This window comes from Lysobacter sp. CA199 (assembly GCF_052078715.1).
Lineage (GTDB): Bacteria > Pseudomonadota > Gammaproteobacteria > Xanthomonadales > Xanthomonadaceae > Lysobacter.
In genome coordinates this window covers 95,884-112,662 of sequence record NZ_JBQJIL010000018.1, presented here as the reverse complement: position 1 = coordinate 112,662, position 16,779 = coordinate 95,884, and the positions used below count along the sequence as shown (strand labels likewise).

The 16,779-nt window shown below is 66.0% G+C and carries 12 protein-coding genes; 4 read left to right on the top strand and 8 right to left on the bottom strand.

The annotated features are described in order from the left end of the window. Positions 1 to 144: 144 nt before the first annotated feature. The 3 genes from hrpB to ACTOWJ_RS27745 form a co-directional block, all read right to left on the bottom strand. Positions 145 to 2,694, bottom strand: coding sequence for an ATP-dependent helicase HrpB (gene hrpB / locus ACTOWJ_RS27755; RefSeq protein WP_441337872.1), 2,550 nt, complete (start codon positions 2,692 to 2,694; stop codon positions 145 to 147). A gap of 67 nt (positions 2,695 to 2,761) precedes the next feature. After that, complete coding sequence (locus ACTOWJ_RS27750) at positions 2,762 to 3,238, bottom strand: hypothetical protein (protein WP_441337871.1); 477 nt, start codon at positions 3,236 to 3,238, stop codon at positions 2,762 to 2,764. A 145-nt stretch (positions 3,239 to 3,383) separates the two neighbouring features. Continuing rightward, positions 3,384 to 3,830, bottom strand: a complete 447-nt coding sequence (locus ACTOWJ_RS27745; protein WP_441337870.1) for a hypothetical protein — start codon at positions 3,828 to 3,830, stop codon at positions 3,384 to 3,386. Between the two features lie 198 nt (positions 3,831 to 4,028). On the opposite strand from ACTOWJ_RS27745, the gene ACTOWJ_RS27740 reads away from it, so the two are divergent. Further along, complete coding sequence (locus ACTOWJ_RS27740; RefSeq protein ID WP_441337869.1) at positions 4,029 to 4,817, top strand: TatD family hydrolase; 789 nt, start codon at positions 4,029 to 4,031, stop codon at positions 4,815 to 4,817. Between the two features lie 176 nt (positions 4,818 to 4,993). On the opposite strand, the gene ACTOWJ_RS27735 is transcribed toward ACTOWJ_RS27740, so the two are convergent. Further along, positions 4,994 to 8,167, bottom strand: coding sequence for a TonB-dependent receptor domain-containing protein (locus ACTOWJ_RS27735; protein ID WP_441337868.1), 3,174 nt, complete (start codon positions 8,165 to 8,167; stop codon positions 4,994 to 4,996). 355 nt (positions 8,168 to 8,522) lie between these two features. Continuing rightward, positions 8,523 to 8,978: a hypothetical protein gene (locus ACTOWJ_RS27730; protein WP_441337867.1), complete on the bottom strand. Its 456-nt coding sequence runs from the start codon at positions 8,976 to 8,978 to the stop codon at positions 8,523 to 8,525. Positions 8,979 to 9,249: 271 nt separating this feature from the next. On the opposite strand from ACTOWJ_RS27730, the gene ACTOWJ_RS27725 reads away from it, so the two are divergent. Beyond that, a complete protein-coding gene (locus ACTOWJ_RS27725) occupies positions 9,250 to 10,125 on the top strand; it encodes a hypothetical protein (protein WP_441337866.1) in 876 nt (291 codons plus the stop codon). Between the two features lie 1,015 nt (positions 10,126 to 11,140). Here ACTOWJ_RS27725 and ACTOWJ_RS27720 read toward each other — a convergent pair. The 3 genes from ACTOWJ_RS27720 to ACTOWJ_RS27710 all read right to left on the bottom strand — a co-directional run bounded on the left by ACTOWJ_RS27720 (position 11,141) and on the right by ACTOWJ_RS27710 (position 13,641). Beyond that, entirely contained in the window at positions 11,141 to 11,698 is a 558-nt protein-coding gene (locus ACTOWJ_RS27720) for a hypothetical protein (protein ID WP_441337865.1), read from the bottom strand. A 198-nt stretch (positions 11,699 to 11,896) separates the two neighbouring features. Further along, positions 11,897 to 12,709 carry an ABC transporter permease gene (locus ACTOWJ_RS27715; RefSeq protein WP_441337864.1) on the bottom strand — a complete coding sequence of 271 codons (813 nt, stop codon included), beginning with the start codon at positions 12,707 to 12,709 and terminating at the stop codon, positions 11,897 to 11,899. Continuing rightward, positions 12,706 to 13,641: an ABC transporter ATP-binding protein gene (locus tag ACTOWJ_RS27710; RefSeq protein ID WP_441337863.1), complete on the bottom strand. Its 936-nt coding sequence runs from the start codon at positions 13,639 to 13,641 to the stop codon at positions 12,706 to 12,708. Before ACTOWJ_RS27710 ends, ACTOWJ_RS27715 begins: the two co-directional genes overlap by 4 nt. A gap of 400 nt (positions 13,642 to 14,041) precedes the next feature. Here ACTOWJ_RS27710 and ACTOWJ_RS27705 point away from each other — a divergent pair, with 400 nt between their 5' ends. Together ACTOWJ_RS27705 and ACTOWJ_RS27700 are read left to right on the top strand one after the other, a co-directional pair. Beyond that, positions 14,042 to 14,788, top strand: a complete 747-nt coding sequence (locus ACTOWJ_RS27705) for a ferredoxin--NADP reductase (protein ID WP_441337862.1) — start codon at positions 14,042 to 14,044, stop codon at positions 14,786 to 14,788. Positions 14,789 to 15,146: 358 nt separating this feature from the next. Continuing rightward, complete coding sequence (locus ACTOWJ_RS27700; protein WP_441337861.1) at positions 15,147 to 16,706, top strand: alpha/beta hydrolase; 1,560 nt, start codon at positions 15,147 to 15,149, stop codon at positions 16,704 to 16,706. Positions 16,707 to 16,779 lie beyond the last annotated feature (73 nt).

The window sequence follows — 16,779 nt, the reverse complement described above, 5'->3', positions numbered from 1 at the left end:
GGCTTGCGCCGCTCCTACCGTCGCCCATGTAGGAGCGGCGCAAGCCGCGACCGCGAAACACGTACTCCGGCGAAAGCCAGTCTGCGCGCGCCACCCTAAGCACCCGCCACCACACCCGAACGCACACGCAGCCACACAAACCACTCAGGTCCCGCGCGGTTTGGCCCGATGCGTCGCGGTCGCCGTCCACGGATCGTCCGGCCACGGGTGACGCGGATAACGTCCCTTCATTTCCTTGCGCACTTCCGGGTAGCCGCGTTCCCAGAATCCGCGCAGATCCTGGGTGACCTGCAAGGGCCGGCCCGCCGGCGACAACAGGTGCAAGGTCAGCGGTACGCGGCCGTCGGCGATGCGCGGGGTGTCGGCCAAGCCGAACAATTCCTGCAGCTTGACCGCCAATACCGGCGCATTCGCACCGACGTGCGGGTCGTGACGTTCTTCTTCGAAGTGGTAGTGGATCGCGCGCTCCTGTCCCGACGGCACCGCGATGCGGGTCGGCGCCAAGGCTTCGAGTTTCTGCCGCCAGGTCCAATCGGCGAGCGAACGCAGCGCTTCGCCGAAGCCGGCCTCGTCCAAGGCATCGAGCCGGGTCTTGCCGCGCAGCGCCGGCTTGAGCCAACCGTCGAGGCCGGCCAACAAGGCCTCATCGGTCAAATCCGGCAGCGCGTGCTCGCCCTGTGCCCATTCCGGCATCCATTCGCGCAGGCAGCGCACACGCGCGCGCCACTGCCGCAACGATTCGGTCCACGGCAGCGCATCGAGTCCCAACTGACGCACCGCATCGACCAAGGCGTCGGCGTAGCGCGCCGGATCGGGTTTGGCCAGCGGCCGGCTGTCGAGCACGATCCGGTCGAAGCGGCGTTCGCGCAGCGCCGCGATGCCGCGCGCGGCGGCGTCCCACACCACCCGGTCTTCGCTGACGAAGCGCTGCGGAAACTCGCGCTCCAATCGCGCCTGATCGAGCGGCGCGGCGCGCAGGATGCGCGCGTCGCGCGGGTCGTCGCGCAATTCGGCGATCACCAGCCACGGCTCGCCGTAGACGGCGCTGTCGTCGAACAGTTTCGCGCTGCGGCCGTTGGCCAGCTGATAGCGATACGGGTCGCCGGGGTGCTGGCGCGCGATGCGGTCGGGAAAAGCGTGCAGCAGCAGATCGCCGAGCGCGTGCGCGGGCACGCTCGCGGGCGGGTTCGCGTCTACGCGCAAACGGCGGCGCCATTGCTTGGCCGCTTGATCCAACGCCGCCAAGGCCGAGCGCGAGGCTTCGGCGGGCGCGCGTCCGGCGCGGAACGCCGCCAACGCCTGCCAGCGCGCGGCCAGCGCATCGCCGCCGCTGCGCAGCGGATCGCGCGCTTCGATCAACGCAGCCAGATCGCAGGCCAAGGCGCGTTCGAGCGGATCGTTCGGCGCCAGCAGCATCGCCGCCAGGCGCGGATGCGTGCCCAGCGCGAGCATGCGTTTGCCGAACGCGGTGATGCTCGGCGCGCGTTGTTCGCCGCCGCCTTCCAACGCGCCCAGGCGCAGCAGCAGTTCGCGCGCCGCGCCCATCGCGCCGCTGGGCGGGGTGTCTACGAAACGCAGGCCAGCATCGCCCCAGGCGGCCAGTTCCAGACTCAGGCCGGCCAGTTCGACCTGCGCGATCTCCGGCCGCCGCTGCGGCTCCAGTCGCTGCGATTCCGGCCATAAGCGGTAAGCCCAACCCTCGGCGACGCGGCCGGCGCGGCCGGCGCGCTGATCGGCCGAGGCCTGGGCGATGGCGACCACGTCGAGCCGGGCGAAACCGCTGTTGGGGTCGTAACGCGGCTCGCGCGCCAGGCCCGAATCGATCACCACGCGCACACCCGGCAAGGTCACGCTGGATTCGGCGACGTTGGTCGCCAGCACCACGCGGCGGCGGCCGTCGGGATCGGGTTGCAGCACCCGGCTTTGTTGTTCCACCGGCAGCTCGCCGTGCAGGCTCAGCACATCGACCGCGCGCGCGGCCTCGCTGCCGGCCAGCGCCGCGTCGGCGCGGGCGATTTCGCGCTGGCCGGGCAGGAACACCAGCACGTCGCCGGAGTGTTGGGTCAGCGCGTGTTCGACCGCGCGCTTGAGCTGGTGTTCGAGTTTCTCTTCGCGCCGCGCCGGAAAGTGCGCGAGCGTCACCGGATAACTGCGGCCGGCGCTGCTGAGCCGCGGCGCGTCGAGAAACTGGGCCAGACGCTCGCCGTCCAGGGTCGCCGACATCACCACGATGCGCAGGTCTTCGCGCAGCGAGGCCTGCACGTCCAAGGCCAGCGCCAGGCCCAGATCGGCGGCGAGGTGACGTTCGTGGAATTCGTCGAACAGCAGCGCGCCGATCCCGTCCAGGGTCGGATCGTCCTGGATCATCCGGGTCAGGATGCCTTCGGTGACCACCTCGATGCGGGTGCGCGGGCCGATCTTGTTCTCGAAGCGGATGCGGTAACCGACCGTGTCGCCGGCGGCCTCGCCGCGCTGGCGGGCCATGAAGTTCGCGGCGGCGCGCGCGGCGACGCGGCGCGGTTCGAGCACGATGATCTTGCGACCGCCCAGCCACGGCGCGTCGAGCAGGGCCGGCGGCACCTGGGTGGTCTTGCCGGCGCCGGGCGGCGCTTCCAGCACCAGGCGCGGATGCGCGGCGAGGCTGTCGCGGATCTGCGGCAGCAGCGAATCGATGGGGAATTGGGCGGTGGTCACCCGCGCAAGGATACGGACCGGCGGCGGCGACCGAAATGGCGCTGCGGGCGCAGCGCCGGCGCGACGGTTACGGCTCGCGGTAGTCGCCGCAACCGAAGTACAGCGTGTGCGGGAGGGTTTGCGGGGTGCCCACCTCCATGTACACGGCGTTGTGGTGGATCACCTCATCAAAGGGACAAAGCTGGCCTTTTTTGCTTGCTCCGACCACTACGCTCACCGACAGCGGCTGCTGACCGATCCTGACCGTGCCGGTCAGGCCGTATTGGCCGTCGATCTGCAAGCCCGGCAAGTTCAGCACCGGCGCCATCGAAGTCAGGCTGCCCTCGCCCGCCACGCCGTCCGAACCTTTCATCTGCACCGCGACGGTGCCTGGACCGGTGCGCCGCAGATGGATGTTCCACTTGGCGTGGATGGCGCCGGAACTGCCACCGCTGAAGGGCTGGGTGGGGAAGTCGTAGCTCGGCTGGGCGGGTTCGGCGGCGCGAGCGGGGCCAAGAACGGCCCAGGCCAGGATCATGGCCAGACATAAAGCGGCGTCGCGCATATCGGTCTCCCATGGCGGCCGGATGCCGCCTCGTGCATGAGAACGCGGTTCCCGCGCCGGTGTGAACGCGCCAACGTGAACGCGCCAACGTGAATCGGCATCCGGTTCGCGCGGGCATCGGCGCGCACGAGCCGCCGCGCGGCGCTTACTTCGCTGGCGCAAACACGCCGCAACCGTAGAGTAGGGTCCACGGCACGCCGTTCTTGTAGACCACCAGGATGACGTGGTTGGCGTACTGCCCCTGGTGGCGGCAGTACTGCTTCGGATCGATCGCCTGGATCAGCACCGCCATCGGCCGCTTCTTTCCGAGGTAGTAGACCGTGCCGGCCAAGCCGTACTGGCCTTGCACGACACCGTTCACGCCCAAGTCCACCCGCGGTGCGACCGATTGTATACTCAGATGCGGCGATCTGCCTTGCGGCGTATTCCATACGACGTCCACCTGTCCCGGGCCGAGGCGCTTCAGGGTCACGGACCAGGACGCGTCGTCCCCACCGTTGAACGGCTGGGCGGGAAAGTCGTAGCTCTCGGCCGCGACGGCGCAACCGCTCCAGGCCAGGGCGAACGCGAGCAGTTTGGCTGCCAGACGCATGACATCTCCTCCTCAGACGATCGGAATGCCGCTCACGCCTTACACAACGCCGCAACGCGCTTTCAGCAGCCGGTACGCGGCCCCGTCTGATACAACGCCGAGGCGTCGTCGCCGTGAACTCCCTCACCGCAGGCCGCGGCTTGGGCCTCCCGCCTCGAACCTCTACACTGCGCTGCCCGCATCCGCTCCACTCGCCCCATGCCACTGATCGACATCGGCGCCAACCTCACTCACGACAGCTTCGACCCCGACCGCGACGCCGTGCTGCAGCGCGCGCGCGATGCCGGCGTGGCCCAGATGGTGATCACCGGCGCCAGCCGCGAGCATTCGCCCAAGGCGCTGGAACTGGCGCGGCGGCATCCGGGCGAACTGTTCGCCACCGCCGGCGTGCACCCGCACCACGCCACCGAATACACCGCCGAGTGCGACGCGGAAATGCGCGAGTTGCTCTCGCACGACGAAGTGGTCGCGGTCGGCGAATGCGGCCTGGACTATTTCCGCGACTTCTCACCGCGCCCGGCGCAGCGGCGCGCGTTCGAAATGCAGTTGCAGACCGCGGTCGACACCGGCAAGCCGCTGTTCCTGCATCAGCGCGACGCCCACGCCGACTTCATGGCGATGATGAAGAACTTCGACGGCAAGCTCGGTCCGGCGGTGGTGCACTGCTTCACCGGCACGCGCGAGGAGTTGTTCGATTATCTCGATCAGGACTGGCACATCGGCATCACCGGCTGGCTCTGCGACGAGCGCCGCGGCCTGCACCTGCGCGAGTTGGTCAAGCACATCCCGGCGCAGCGGCTGATGATCGAAACCGACTCGCCCTATCTGCTGCCGCGCACGGTCAAGCCGGCGCCGTCGCATCGGCGCAACGAGCCGATGTATCTGGCGCATATCGTCGAGGAATTGGCCCGCGATCGCGGCGAAGCGGTGGAGATCACCGCGGCGGCCAGTACCGCTGCCGCGACTGCGTTCTTTCGTTTGCCGTAGGCGATCGCGGCGGCAGAATTGACGCGGCCGCAATGCGTCGATGCATCGCCTTGGTCGATTACGAAGTTACCGTCGAGCCCGCGAAAAAAAAAGCCGGCCCGTCGGAGATCGGGCCGGCTCGATGTTGTTGCCTCAGGAACTGTTCTTGATATTGCGGATCGCTTATCCGGTTGCGATCAGTACTTCCATTCGAACGACAAGTTGTAACGACGGCCGAGAATGTCGTACACGCCGATGCCGGTACCGAAAGCCGGGAACGGCGGATCCTTGTCGAACAGATTGGTCACCGCCAAACGAACCTTGCTGCGATCGTTGATGCGGTAGCCCAGCCCCGCGTTGACCAGCCAATAGCTGTCGACGCTGAGGATGTCGCGCGTTTCGGGCACGTTGAGCACGTCGAATTGCGCGCTGCTGAGGTAGTTGGCGCTCAAGTTGGCGGCGAACGCCCCCTTTTCCCAGGCACCGCTGAACAGATATTGGCGCTTGGAGGTACCGATTTCGCCGACCTGCTGATCGGGGCTGATGCCGGTGTTGTCCACGGTCAGATTCTTGGGGAAGTAACCGGTCACGCCGAAGGCGAAACGGCCCAATCGATCGGTATCGAACCGATACGACAATTCGCCCGAGTAGGCCTCCATGTTGTAGTACTTGCCGTTGACGAAACCGCTGGTGAAGGTCGTGGCCTGCCCGCCGCTGCCCGCCGGGCCCGGCGCGGTACGCGTGATGCGGCTGCAGAAATCGTTGGCGTTGGGAATGTCGGAGGCGTTGAAATCATCGGCGTCGAAACAGGCGCGGGCGATTTCCGCAGCGGTCAGATTGCTGATCACATCGGTGATTTCGATGTTGTAGTAATCGGCCGTGAAGGTCAGCCCTTCCAGGAACGACGGCGCCCAGGTAAACCCATAGGTATACGAATCCGACGATTCGTTCTTGAGGTTCGGATTGCCGCCGGAAATGCCCTGAATCGATGCGTTCGACGCGTTCGACGTGAAGGTGGATCCGGGGCCGTAACCGTAATAGTTCAAGAATGCCTGGCAGTTGGCGGTACGTTGCGCCTGCCGCGCGCCGCCGCTGTTGATGAAGCGCGAGTCGCACGGATCGCTGGTTACGAATTGGAACGAACTGCCGCGCGGCAGGAACGCTTCGGCGATCGCCGGCGAACGCAGCGAGCGGGTGAAGTTGCCGCGAATTTCCAGGTCGGCGTACGGCTTCCACTGCAGGCCGTAGGTATAGGTATCGAACTTGCCGTTGAGGGTGTTGTCGACCTGACGATACTTGCCGACCACGTCCAGCTTTTTCAGCATCGGAATGTTGGAGTCGGGATTGACCAACGGCAACACGAACTCGCCGAACCATTCCCGGGTGGAGTACTGACCCTGCAATTGCGGAATCGCGACCGAACGACCGCGACCGGCGACCAGGAACGGATCGGGATCGAACAGGCCGCTTTCCTTGCGATATTCGTAGCCGATGTTGTATTGCAGCGGGCCGCTCCACAGGTCCAACAAGGTGCTGGACAGGTTGGCGTTGAAGACCGTTTGCTCCTGCAATGCCTGCGATGCGGTGCGTACGGTCACGTAGTCGCGCGCGGCTTGGCTCATCGCGCCTTCGCCGAACAGGTTCAACGGCACGCAGTTGGGGTCGGCGATCGGCGTGTTGGTCGGACCTGGCACGCGCACGCCGGCCACCGCGGTCGGCGAACACACGATCTGCCCTTGCGCGTTACGCACCACGTGCAGCGCATTCACTAAGTTCTGCTGGTTGATCGAGGTGCCGTAGGAACGCGAATCGCTGCGGCCGTAGTTGCCGTACGTTTCCCAGTAGAAAACGCGGTTCGCAAGCTCGAAGTTGCCTTCCAGGCCGACCACGATGCGGCCCAGCTCGGTGGTGGCGCTGCCGTTGTTCACCACCAGATCGCGCGAGGCGCGCGATATGCCGAAGCTGGTCAGGCCCAGACCCTGCAAGGTGGCGCGGGACTGATCGTTGAGCAGCGCATAGGTCGATGGGAAGAAAATGCGGTCGCTGATGCCGTTGGGGAAGGCGGTGCCGTTGTACGCCCACTGGTCGGTCAGCTCGGTGCTTTCGGCCGAATAAAACTGGCCTTCGAAGAACACATCGACGTTGTCGGTCAGGCCCCAACGCCCGTTGGTCGAGAACGACATGCGCTCGAGGTCGGACGTGATCTGGCCGGCGTCGACCAGGTTGATGCCCTGGCCGCCGCTGCCGTCGGTGCCGTTGAACGGCACACCCCAGTCATAAGCAACCAGATTACCGTTGGGCGCGAACTGCAGCACGGAGTTGCCGCCGGGACCGAAGCCGGCCGGAACCAGGCTCGAGGTGCCGGGTCGGAATGCGCTGATGGGTTGGCCGTTGGCCGCCAAGCCCGGCGTCAGCAAGCCGCCGTAGGTCATCGTCCAGATGCGACGGTTACGCGCCAAGACGGCGTTCGGAATGCCGTCGGCCGAGCCGGTGTTGAAAGGTACGTCGGGATTGACGCGACCGTCGTTGCCCGGAGTGCGGTTCGGATAGACCGAGGCGAGCACCGAGGCGAGCGGGTTGGTGGCGTTGAAGTAGCCCGCCGCGAAGAAATCGCGCTCGCTTTGCAGCACGCCCTTCTGGTTGTCGTAGGTCAACGAGAAGGTGACGTTGCCGCGGCCGTTGTCGAAATTGGCGCCGACCAAGGACCAGGCGTTGTAGCGTTCGCCGTCGCCGCGCTCGGTGACGCCGTAACTGGTGCCGAACTCGACGCCTTCGTAGTCCTTGCGCAGGATCACATTGACGACGCCGGCGATCGCATCGGAGCCGTAAGTCGGGGCGCCGCCGATGGAGAGGTTTTCGATTCGTTCGACCATCGACGTCGGGATGGCGTTGAGATCGACCTGCACGCCAGGGGCCGCCGGTCCGAACAGGGTAGTCGGCGAGCTGGAAACGAACCGGCGACCGTTGACCAGGGTCAAGGTGCGATTGGTGCCCAGGCCGAAACGGTTGACGAAGTTGACGCCGGTACCGAACGTGGCTTGACCGCCTTCCGGCGTGACGCCGGTACCGAAGCCCGGAATTTCGTTGAGCGCATCGGCGACGTTGGTCAGGCCGCGGTTGGCGATGTAGTCCTTGGTCACGACCGTGGCCGGTTCCAGCGTGTCGAAGCCGGCGCGGCGGATGCGCGAACCGGTGACGATCATCCGGTCCAGGTCGGTGGGTGCGCTGGATGCGCTCTTGGATTCCGCGGCGGCCGGCTGGGCCGGTGCGGTCTGTTGGGCCAGCGATGCCGGCGCGGCCAGCACCAGGCAGATTCCGAGCATCAGCGGCGAACGACGCGGCGCGCGGCCGCGGCAATTGGTTGTGTACATGTTGTCCCCCCAGGGTCTTTATCCGCGGCGTTGCGCGGCGGCGCCTAATTAGTAGGACGGTCCCGGCGGTGGTTGCAAGAAGGAATGCAAAAATTCTGTTATTCAAATCTTAACTTATTGATTTATATGTTATTACTAGAGGCATAGGAGGATAGTCACTAGCACGATCGGCATAGGGTTTGCGCAAAATAGGCAAATAATTGGCTCTACTATACTAAGAGAATAAATTATAAAAATAGAGCCAATTAGATCTGTCGCTTTCCAGTACCCATGAGTAGACACAGGCGTCGGAGCCAATCCAAAGCGGGCACGCCCACCCGCCGCGCGTGCGGATGAGCGCATTCGCGGCAGCGGATCAATCGGTGAAGTTGCCGCAGCCGTACAGATAGCTCGGCCAGGGTTTCGACTGCGCGCTGGGCTGAGCGCCTTGCGGAATGACCTGGATCGCGTAGGTGTAAGGTCCTTGCCGGCTGCCGGTCTTGCCCTTGTTGTCCTTGCAGACTTGGCCCAGTTTGACCGGCGCGATGCTCACCGTCAGCGGCGTCTGCTTGCCGCCGAAGGTGCCGGTGAGTTGGTACTGGCCCTGCGGCGCCGTTTGCTGTTCCAACGCACCGACCAGTGCGTTTTTCACTTGCGGCGCTTGCAGGGAATAGTTCACCGACAAATCGTCCTGAGTCGACAGCGTCACCTGCCAATCGGTGTTGCCGCCCTGGAAATTCTGCGCGGGGAAGGTGATGGACTGTGCGGACGCGGGCGATGCCGACAGCGCCGCGGTCAGGCCCACTGCGGCGAGGACGAGGGAAACGCGCATGGAACACTCCTTGGTTGGGCGACGTCGTGCCGCCGACACCGCTATCAACGAACGGCCAGGGCATTCGTGAAGCGATGTCTCGCCGATCGACGAACGCGCGGCGAGGCGCATCTATTCGGCGAAGCCACGAAGTCTCTGTGGGAGGGGCTTTCAGCCCCGACGCCCGCGGCGACGAATTCGGCCGCGCCGATCGAACCGTCGATCGCACCGCGACGCGATCGGCGAGAACTCGCTACTCTTCGCCCTCAAATCGCCTTCGCCCGGACCCTGCATGTCGACCGCCGTCGCCGAGAACCGTTCTCCCGTCTTCGTTCCGCTGACCCTGACCGCGCTGATTCTGGTGCTGTCCGGCTCGTTCGTGCTGATCGGCGCGGTGACCACGCCGCCCGACGCGCGCAGTCAGCTCTCGGCCGCGGCGCAGGCCTTGCAGTGGTTGTGTTCGACCGGGCTGTTGATCGGCTTCGTGCTGGTCGCGAGCAGCCATCTGGTGGAACGGCGCGGCGTGCCGGTGCGCGCGTGGGCGACGGTGTTGGCCGCGCTGGTGCTGATCTTCGGGCTCGGCATGGCCTGGTCGATGGGACAGAACGCGGCGTTGTCGGCGCTGGCGACCGGTCGCACCCGGCAGGAGCTGCTGATGTGGGTGTCGCTGCTCGGCGCGCTCAAGGTCGTGCTGATCACCCTCATCGCGCTGCCGCTGGCCTGGCGCCTGGGCGGCCGCGGTCGAACGCCGGTGACCTGGAAGCCGTGGCATCGCCGCGTGCTGGGCGCGTTGGTCGCGGCCAGTTTCTGCGCCGGGGTGGCCCTGCTGGTGCAGAACGTCGCCGCATCGTTCACCGCGCTGGGCGACGGCGATCAGCGCGTGGGCATGAGCGTGGTCGCGCTGGGCGTGGGCACGGTGCACGGCCTGTTCGCATTGATGCTCGCGGCACGGCGCGGCTCCGGAGCGATGCCGGCGTTGCTGTCCTCGCTGCTCACGCCGGCGCTGATCGTGATGGCGTCGCTGCCGGCGGTGAAGGGCGGCGAAGGCTGGGACATGGCCGGGCGGATCGCCGTGGTGATGCTGATCCTGCTGTTCGCGCCGATGGTGTCGTGGCTGCTGGTGCGTTGGTTGCACGGGCGCCGTTCGACCGTTGTCGCGGCGCCGTAACTTAGGCGGATCGGTACGCGGTGGCGCCGCTAAATCCATCGGAATCGTTACTGCAAACGCGACGGCCCCAAGTCTTTAGGGCCGGGGCCGTCGGAGTGTTGCTGGTTTCGTATGCCTTACTCCACTCTTGGCCCAAGCCGAACAGGCGCAAACCAGATGTTTAGTTTCTATAGGCAACCGAGCTCAGGCGACTGTCAACCAAGCGCCCGTTAACGCATGTTGCCGATTGCGCCTGCGATTTCAAGTACGGACGCGGCGCTATCAAAGCAGTATTCGCGATCAAGGCTGATGACTCTCCGTTACCCGCCGTCGGCTTGCCTGGATCGGGACAACCGCACATGTACAGGCACGACATGTAGGCGCTATAGCATTGGTCGCCATCCCTACCAGATTCGTGGCAGGCCATGCGTTCGTAGTAGCAGCTGTTGGCACAACCTTGATTGCACCCCGTAGGCGGTGGACCGAAGAAACACGATGGGGTGATGGGTTCGCAGATCGTTTGTGCGAAGGCACCCGCCGACGCCAACAGCAGTCCTGCCAACGCAATCGCACGGGCCGGTGTTACAGCCGACGTTAGTATCGAAAAAGTAGCCACTGTCTTCCTCCATGAGTTGTATCGAGCTACACCAAATTGCAGCCGCACGAACAAGCTACCGCATCGAATCCCTGCTGAATTTCCGTTATTAAAGTGCAAGGGTGCCCTTGGAATTCCACTGCTTTCCTCCGCTAGCGGCAGACTGCACAGCCGAACCTACATCACTATGGAGGTTCGTCGAATGAGTGGTCGCCGCAAGGCGCATCACGCTACGAATAGGAGCCGCGCTGGAAGCAGGTCACGAAGGCTTGTGAACGCTCTACTCGATAGGCGTACTGCCCCGGGTTTGTGCAGCTCCGACAACCTGTCCGAATGCTCGCTTCTGTCCGTGACCGTTCGCCCGGGTGATGGTATTGCACGAGTTTGGCTGATCCTCAGCCGGGGTGGCATAGTCCGCTGCGCTGACGCGGCGGGCATAGATCAGTAAACCGCCAGATCGCCGCAACCGCTGAACTTATCCATGCCCTCGACGTGCACATCGACGGTCTGCATGTGCTTGTTGTCGCCGTCGTCGGTGCATTCCTTGCGGCTGATCTCGATCGTCATCGGCTTGGCGCCGGCGACGGTGGTCAACTCGCCGCTGAGCACGATCAAGGTGCTGGGCGCGTCGGCCGGCTGGCCGTTGTAGCGGGCGCTGCCGCTGGCTTTTTCGCTGCCGCTGCCCCAGGTCAGATCCACTTTGTGATTCATCTCGCCGGTGGCCTGGATGTCGATGCTCCAGTGTTCGCCGAAGCCCTTGAACGCGGGCACCGGGCTGACTTTGCCGACCTGGTCGGCGCCGATCTTGCCCCTCGGCGCATCGGCCGGACCGGGTTCGGCGGGCGTGCCGGCGCCGGTGGCGGTATCGGAAGGCAGCGTGGCGGCATCGGCCGGCGTGTTCTTGGCTGCGTCGGCGACCGCGGGATCGGCGGCAGGCGGCTTGGTGCACGCGGCGAGAATCGCGACGGTCAGCATCGCGGCGAGGGGCAACAGGCGCATGAGAACTCCTTCGATTAGGCGGTAGCGTTGTTGTAACGCTGGCGCGGTGCAGGAGGGGTCAACGCGATGGTTTATGCAGGAGCGGCGCAAGCCGCGACCACGATCTCGCACCTACGACGTTACTGTGATGTCGTGGTCGCGGCTCGCACCGCTCCTACACAAGACGCCATCGTGCTACGCGGTGGAATCACGTTGAGGTCAGCTGCGCAAGCCCACGCCGCGCTTGAGCAACCACAACCCCAGCGACGACAGCGCCACCACGAAGGCGATCATCAGCGCATAGGCCACCCACAACGGCACGTCGCTGCTGCCGAGCAGGCCGTAGCGGAAGGCGTTGACCATGTAGAAGATCGGATTGGCGTGGGTCGCCGCTTCGGCCCAGGCCGGAAGAAGTTTGACCGAGTAAAACACGCCGCCCAGATACGTCAGCGGGGTCAGGATGAACGTCGGCACGATCGCGACGTCGTCGAACTTCTTCGCGTAGACCGCGTTGATGAAGCCGGCCAGCGAGAAGATCGTCGCGCCCAGCAGCACGGTGGTTAAGGTCACCAGTGGATGCGGGATGCGCACGGAGGTGAAGCACATCGCGATCATCAGCACGATCGCGCCGACCATCAGCCCGCGCAGCACGGCGCCGGCGACGTAGCCCCACAGGATCACCCAGTTCGGCATCGGGCTGACCAGCAGCTCCTCGACATGCCGGCCGAACTTGGCGCCGAAGAAGCTCGAGGAAATGTTGCCGTAGCTGTTCTGGATCACGCTCATCATCACCAGGCCGGGGACGATGAACTCCATGTAGGTGTAGCCGCCCATGTCGCCGATCCGCGAGCCGATCAGGCCGCCGAAGATCAGGAAATACAGGGTCATGGTGATCGCCGGCGGCACCAGGGTCTGGCCCCAGATGCGCAGGATGCGCGCGACTTCGCGGCGCACGATGGTGCCCAGCGCGACCAGGTTGCGACGGGTCGCGGTGATTTCGTGGCTGTGCGCCGGTTGGATCTGGCTGCTCATGCGGCGGTCTCCGTCGGCGCGGCGTTCGGTTCGGCGGGCTGATTGATCATGCGCACGAACAGTTCTTCCAATCGGTTGGACTTGGTGCGCATCGAGCGCACCCGGATGCCGGCCTCGCCGAGCGCGGCGAAGATCCCGTTGAGATCCATCGCGCGCGGCATGTCCAGATCCAGGGTGTGATCGTCGCTGGCGACCAGCGTCACCCCTTCGATATTCGGCAACGCGGTCGGCAAGGTGCCGTCGATGTCGAACAGGAACCCTTCCACGTCCAGCATCGCCAGCAGCGTCTTCATCGGGCCCTGCTGGACGATCCGGCCGTGGTCGATGATCGCCAGGTTGCGGCACAGGTTCTCGGCTTCTTCGAGATAGTGCGTGGTCAGGATGATGGTGGTGCCGGCGGCGTTGATCTCGCGCAAGGTTTTCCACATGCCGCGGCGGATTTCGATGTCGACGCCGGCGGTGGGCTCATCGAGGATCAGCAGCCGCGGGCGGGTCATCATGGCGCGCGCGATCATCAGCCGGCGCTTCATGCCGCCCGACAGGGTACGGCTCATCATCGCGGCCTTGTCCCACAGCTGCGCGCGCTTGAGCTCCTCTTCGGCGCGCACCAGCGCCTGCGCGCGCGGCACGCCGTAGAAACCGGCGTAGTTGACCAGGATGTCGAGCGGCTTCTCGAACATGTTGAAGTTGAGTTCCTGCGGCACCAGGCCGATCAGGCGCATCGCTTCGTCGCGGCGGCGGGTCAGGTCGGTGCCGAAGATCTCCACCGCGCCGTCGCTCAAATTCACCAGCGAGCTGACGATGCCGATCAGGGTCGACTTGCCGGCGCCGTTGGGGCCGAGCAGGGCGAAGAAGTCGCCCTCGGCCACGTCCAGGGACACGCCCTTGAGCGCCTGGACCTTGTTGTCGTAAGTCTTGCGCAGCTCGCGCACGCGTAGGGCGGGAACGGCCTGAGCCGTCGGGGCGGGAGGAGCGGGCGGGGCGGAGCCGGCCGGTGCCGAACCGGCCGTTGACGAATCTGGGCCCGTGGCGGGGGCCGTTGGCTGGGTCATTGCGTGGGGGTCTCGGATCGCTGGCCGCGGGCCTCGCGGCGAATGGCTTAGTATAGGCGGCCCCGTGGCGGTACTCAGGCCACAGACTGTTGCGAAATCCCACGTTGCGACGCCCAGGACGGGCCGGAACCTTGCCCTGACGGGCGTGCCCCGACGGGCGTGGTGCCGCCAAGGCTTTGCGCAGTGAGCCCCCCGCGAACCAGGTGATGGGGCGGCCGGGCCCATCCCGCGTCCGATCGCACCGCAAGCCGCCGGACCGCATACCGAGAACGCAACCCACATGAAGCAATTCCCGCTCAAGCTCGTTTCGCGTAGGATGCTGGCGCCCAGCGTCGGCCACTACGTGTTTCTGCGCGACGACGGGGAGCCGCTGGACTACATCCCCGGCCAGTTCATCCAGATCCACTTCCAATACGCCGACGGCACCGCGACCAAGCGCAGCTATTCGCTGGCGACCATCCACGACCACGCGCTGGGCCCGGGCGAGGCGGTGGAGATCGCGGTCAGCTACGTGCCCGGCGGCGCCGCCACGGCCCTGTTCGAAGGCCTGGACGAAGGCGAGGCGGTCCAGGCCAGCGGCCCGTTCGGCCGTTTCTGCCTGATGCCGGCCGACGCCAACCGGCGTTATCTGCTGATCGGCACCGGCACCGGCGTGACTCCGTACCGGGCGATGCTGCCGCAGCTGGAAACCCTGATCCGCGAACGCGGCATCGAGGTGGTGCTGCTGTTCGGCGCGCGCACGCCCGAAGAGTTGTTGTACGGCGACGAGTTCCGCGCCTTCGCCGAACGCGAGCCCAACTTCCGCTTCGTGCCGTGCTTCTCGCGCGAGCTGCCGGCCGATCCGCATCCGGACGTGCGCCAGGGCTACGTGCAGCAGTTCCTCGGCGAATTCGGCCCGAACGCGGCCGGCGACATCGCCTATCTGTGCGGCAACCCGAACATGGTCGACGCCTGTTTCGAGGCGCTCAAGGAATACGGCTTGCCGGTGCCGCAGATTCGACGCGAGAAATACGTTTCGTCGAAGTGAGGCCGGCGCTCGCGCCGTCCGCGCGCATCCGCGGCCGCCGACTGTGGGAGCGGCGCGAGCCGCGACCGCGCCATCGCACGCTACTGCGAAGGCTTGAGGGCGGCCCCGACGGGCCGTCAGGTTCGCGTCGCCGATCGCTTGGGGTTGGCCTTATTCGTCGCTGAGGCGGGGCCTGGGATCGGGGGGCGTGTCGCGTGCGGGAATTCGTTTTTGGTTGGGGGAAGGGCAGCGAGCGGGTGGTTTCGCTTCGGGGGGATTAACCGCTGGCTCTTTTAGTCCACTTCGAACAGTCACATTCTTCCCGCAGCCCCGGTCTGTCATTCTTGAAGGCGCACCCGCCTGGGATGAGAAACCGAACATGCACAGCAACACGAAGGATCAGCGGCCGCCTGGCATGGCCCTCGCTTTGGCCGCGGCGTTGGCGGCACTGGCGCTGAGCGGCTGCGGCCGCGGCGGCGCGACGTCCGCCGATCAAGCCGTCGGCGGCGACGCGGACGCTGCGGCCAAGCGTCTTTACGGCCGGATCGCGTTCGATCCGTGCACGCTGTCATCGGCCTATGCCGCCGGCACCATCGCCGCGCAATGCGCGCGGTTCGAGGTGCCGCTCAATCACGCCGAGCCCAAGGGCCGCAAGATCAGCCTGCGCGTGGCGTGGCTGCCGGCCACCGAAGAAGGCGCGGCCGAAGCCGATCCGGTGTTCTTCCTCGCCGGCGGTCCCGGCCAGGCCGCGACCGAATCGTGGCCGTTGATCGACGGCGCGTTCCGCGATGTGCGCAAGCGCCGCAACATCGTGTTGGTCGATCAGCGTGGCACCGGCCAGTCGACCCCGCTGACCTGCCGCGACGCGGTCGGCGAAGACGACGGCACCCAGAGCGAACAGACGATGATCGACAACTCGGTCGTCGCGGTGGAACGCTGCGCCAAGGCGCTGAGCGTGGATGCGCGCTACTTCACCACCACCGACGCGATCGCCGATCTGGACGCGGTGCGCGCGGCGATCGGCGCGGCCCGGATCGATGTGGTCGGCGTGTCCTACGGCACCCGCGTGGCCCAGCAGTTCGCCGGACGTTACCCGCAGCACACCCGCACGGTGGTGCTCGACGGCGTGGCGCCCAACGAACTGGTGCTGGGCAGCGAACACGCGCGCAATCTGGACGCGGCGCTGGCCGGGCAATTCAAGCTGTGCCAGCAGACCCCGGCGTGCCGCGACCGCTTCGGCGCCGATCCGCGCGAGCAGCTGCGCCAGTTGATGGCGCGTCTGCAGGCCGCGCCGGTCGAAGTCGACTACCGCGATCCCAGCACCGGCGAGCAACTGCGCGAACGCGTCACCGCCGGCCACGTGGCGATGCTCACGCGCATGTTCTCCTACGGGCCGCAAGCGGCCGCACTGCTGCCGTTGGTGCTCAACGAAGCCGACCGGGGCCGCTACGCGCCGCTGATGTCGCTGTCGAAGATGTTCGGCAAGCAGCTCAGCGAAGAACTCAACTACGGCATGCAGTTGTCGGTGAGCTGCGCCGAGGACGCCGACCTGTTCGTCGTCGATCCCGCCGACGCCGACACCGTGCTCGGCAACGCCATGCCCAAGGTGCTGGGCGCGCAATGCAAGGTCTGGCCGACCGGGCAACGGCCGAAGAACTTCCACGAGCCGTTCAAATCCTCGCTGCCGGTGCTGCTGCTGTCGGGCGAACTCGATCCGGTCACTCCGCCGCGTTACGGCGACCAGGTCGTCAAGCACCTGCCCAACGGCCGTCATCTGATCCTGCGCGGCCAAGGCCACGGCGCCCTGCGCGTGGGCTGCACGCCCAAGCTGCTGGGACAGTTCATCGAAACCGCCGACGCCAAGAAGCTGGACGCGCGCTGCCTGGACACCCTGGGCTACGTGCCGCCGTTCGTTTCGTTCAATGGGTGGGAACCGTAAGAGCGCGAGAGGGGAATCGGGACTCGTTCCAACCCGTCTGCGCCCCGACACGCCGCTCTCACCATTCCCTGTT

Excerpts from the sequence above, each read along its gene's own strand:
- ACTOWJ_RS27730 (WP_441337867.1), bottom strand. The coding sequence starts at position 8,978 with ATGCGCGTTTCCCTCGTCCTCGCCGCAGTGGGCCTGACCGCGGCGCTG.
- ACTOWJ_RS27735 (WP_441337868.1), bottom strand. The coding sequence starts at position 8,167 with ATGTACACAACCAATTGCCGCGGCCGCGCGCCGCGTCGTTCGCCGCTG.
- ACTOWJ_RS27700 (WP_441337861.1), top strand. The coding sequence starts at position 15,147 with ATGCACAGCAACACGAAGGATCAGCGGCCGCCTGGCATGGCCCTCGCT.
- ACTOWJ_RS27715 (WP_441337864.1), bottom strand. The coding sequence starts at position 12,709 with ATGAGCAGCCAGATCCAACCGGCGCACAGCCACGAAATCACCGCGACC.
- ACTOWJ_RS27745 (WP_441337870.1), bottom strand. The coding sequence starts at position 3,830 with ATGCGTCTGGCAGCCAAACTGCTCGCGTTCGCCCTGGCCTGGAGCGGT.
- ACTOWJ_RS27705 (WP_441337862.1), top strand. The coding sequence starts at position 14,042 with ATGAAGCAATTCCCGCTCAAGCTCGTTTCGCGTAGGATGCTGGCGCCC.
- ACTOWJ_RS27750 (WP_441337871.1), bottom strand. The coding sequence starts at position 3,238 with ATGCGCGACGCCGCTTTATGTCTGGCCATGATCCTGGCCTGGGCCGTT.
- ACTOWJ_RS27725 (WP_441337866.1), top strand. The coding sequence starts at position 9,250 with ATGTCGACCGCCGTCGCCGAGAACCGTTCTCCCGTCTTCGTTCCGCTG.
- ACTOWJ_RS27740 (WP_441337869.1), top strand. The coding sequence starts at position 4,029 with ATGCCACTGATCGACATCGGCGCCAACCTCACTCACGACAGCTTCGAC.
- ACTOWJ_RS27720 (WP_441337865.1), bottom strand. The coding sequence starts at position 11,698 with ATGCGCCTGTTGCCCCTCGCCGCGATGCTGACCGTCGCGATTCTCGCC.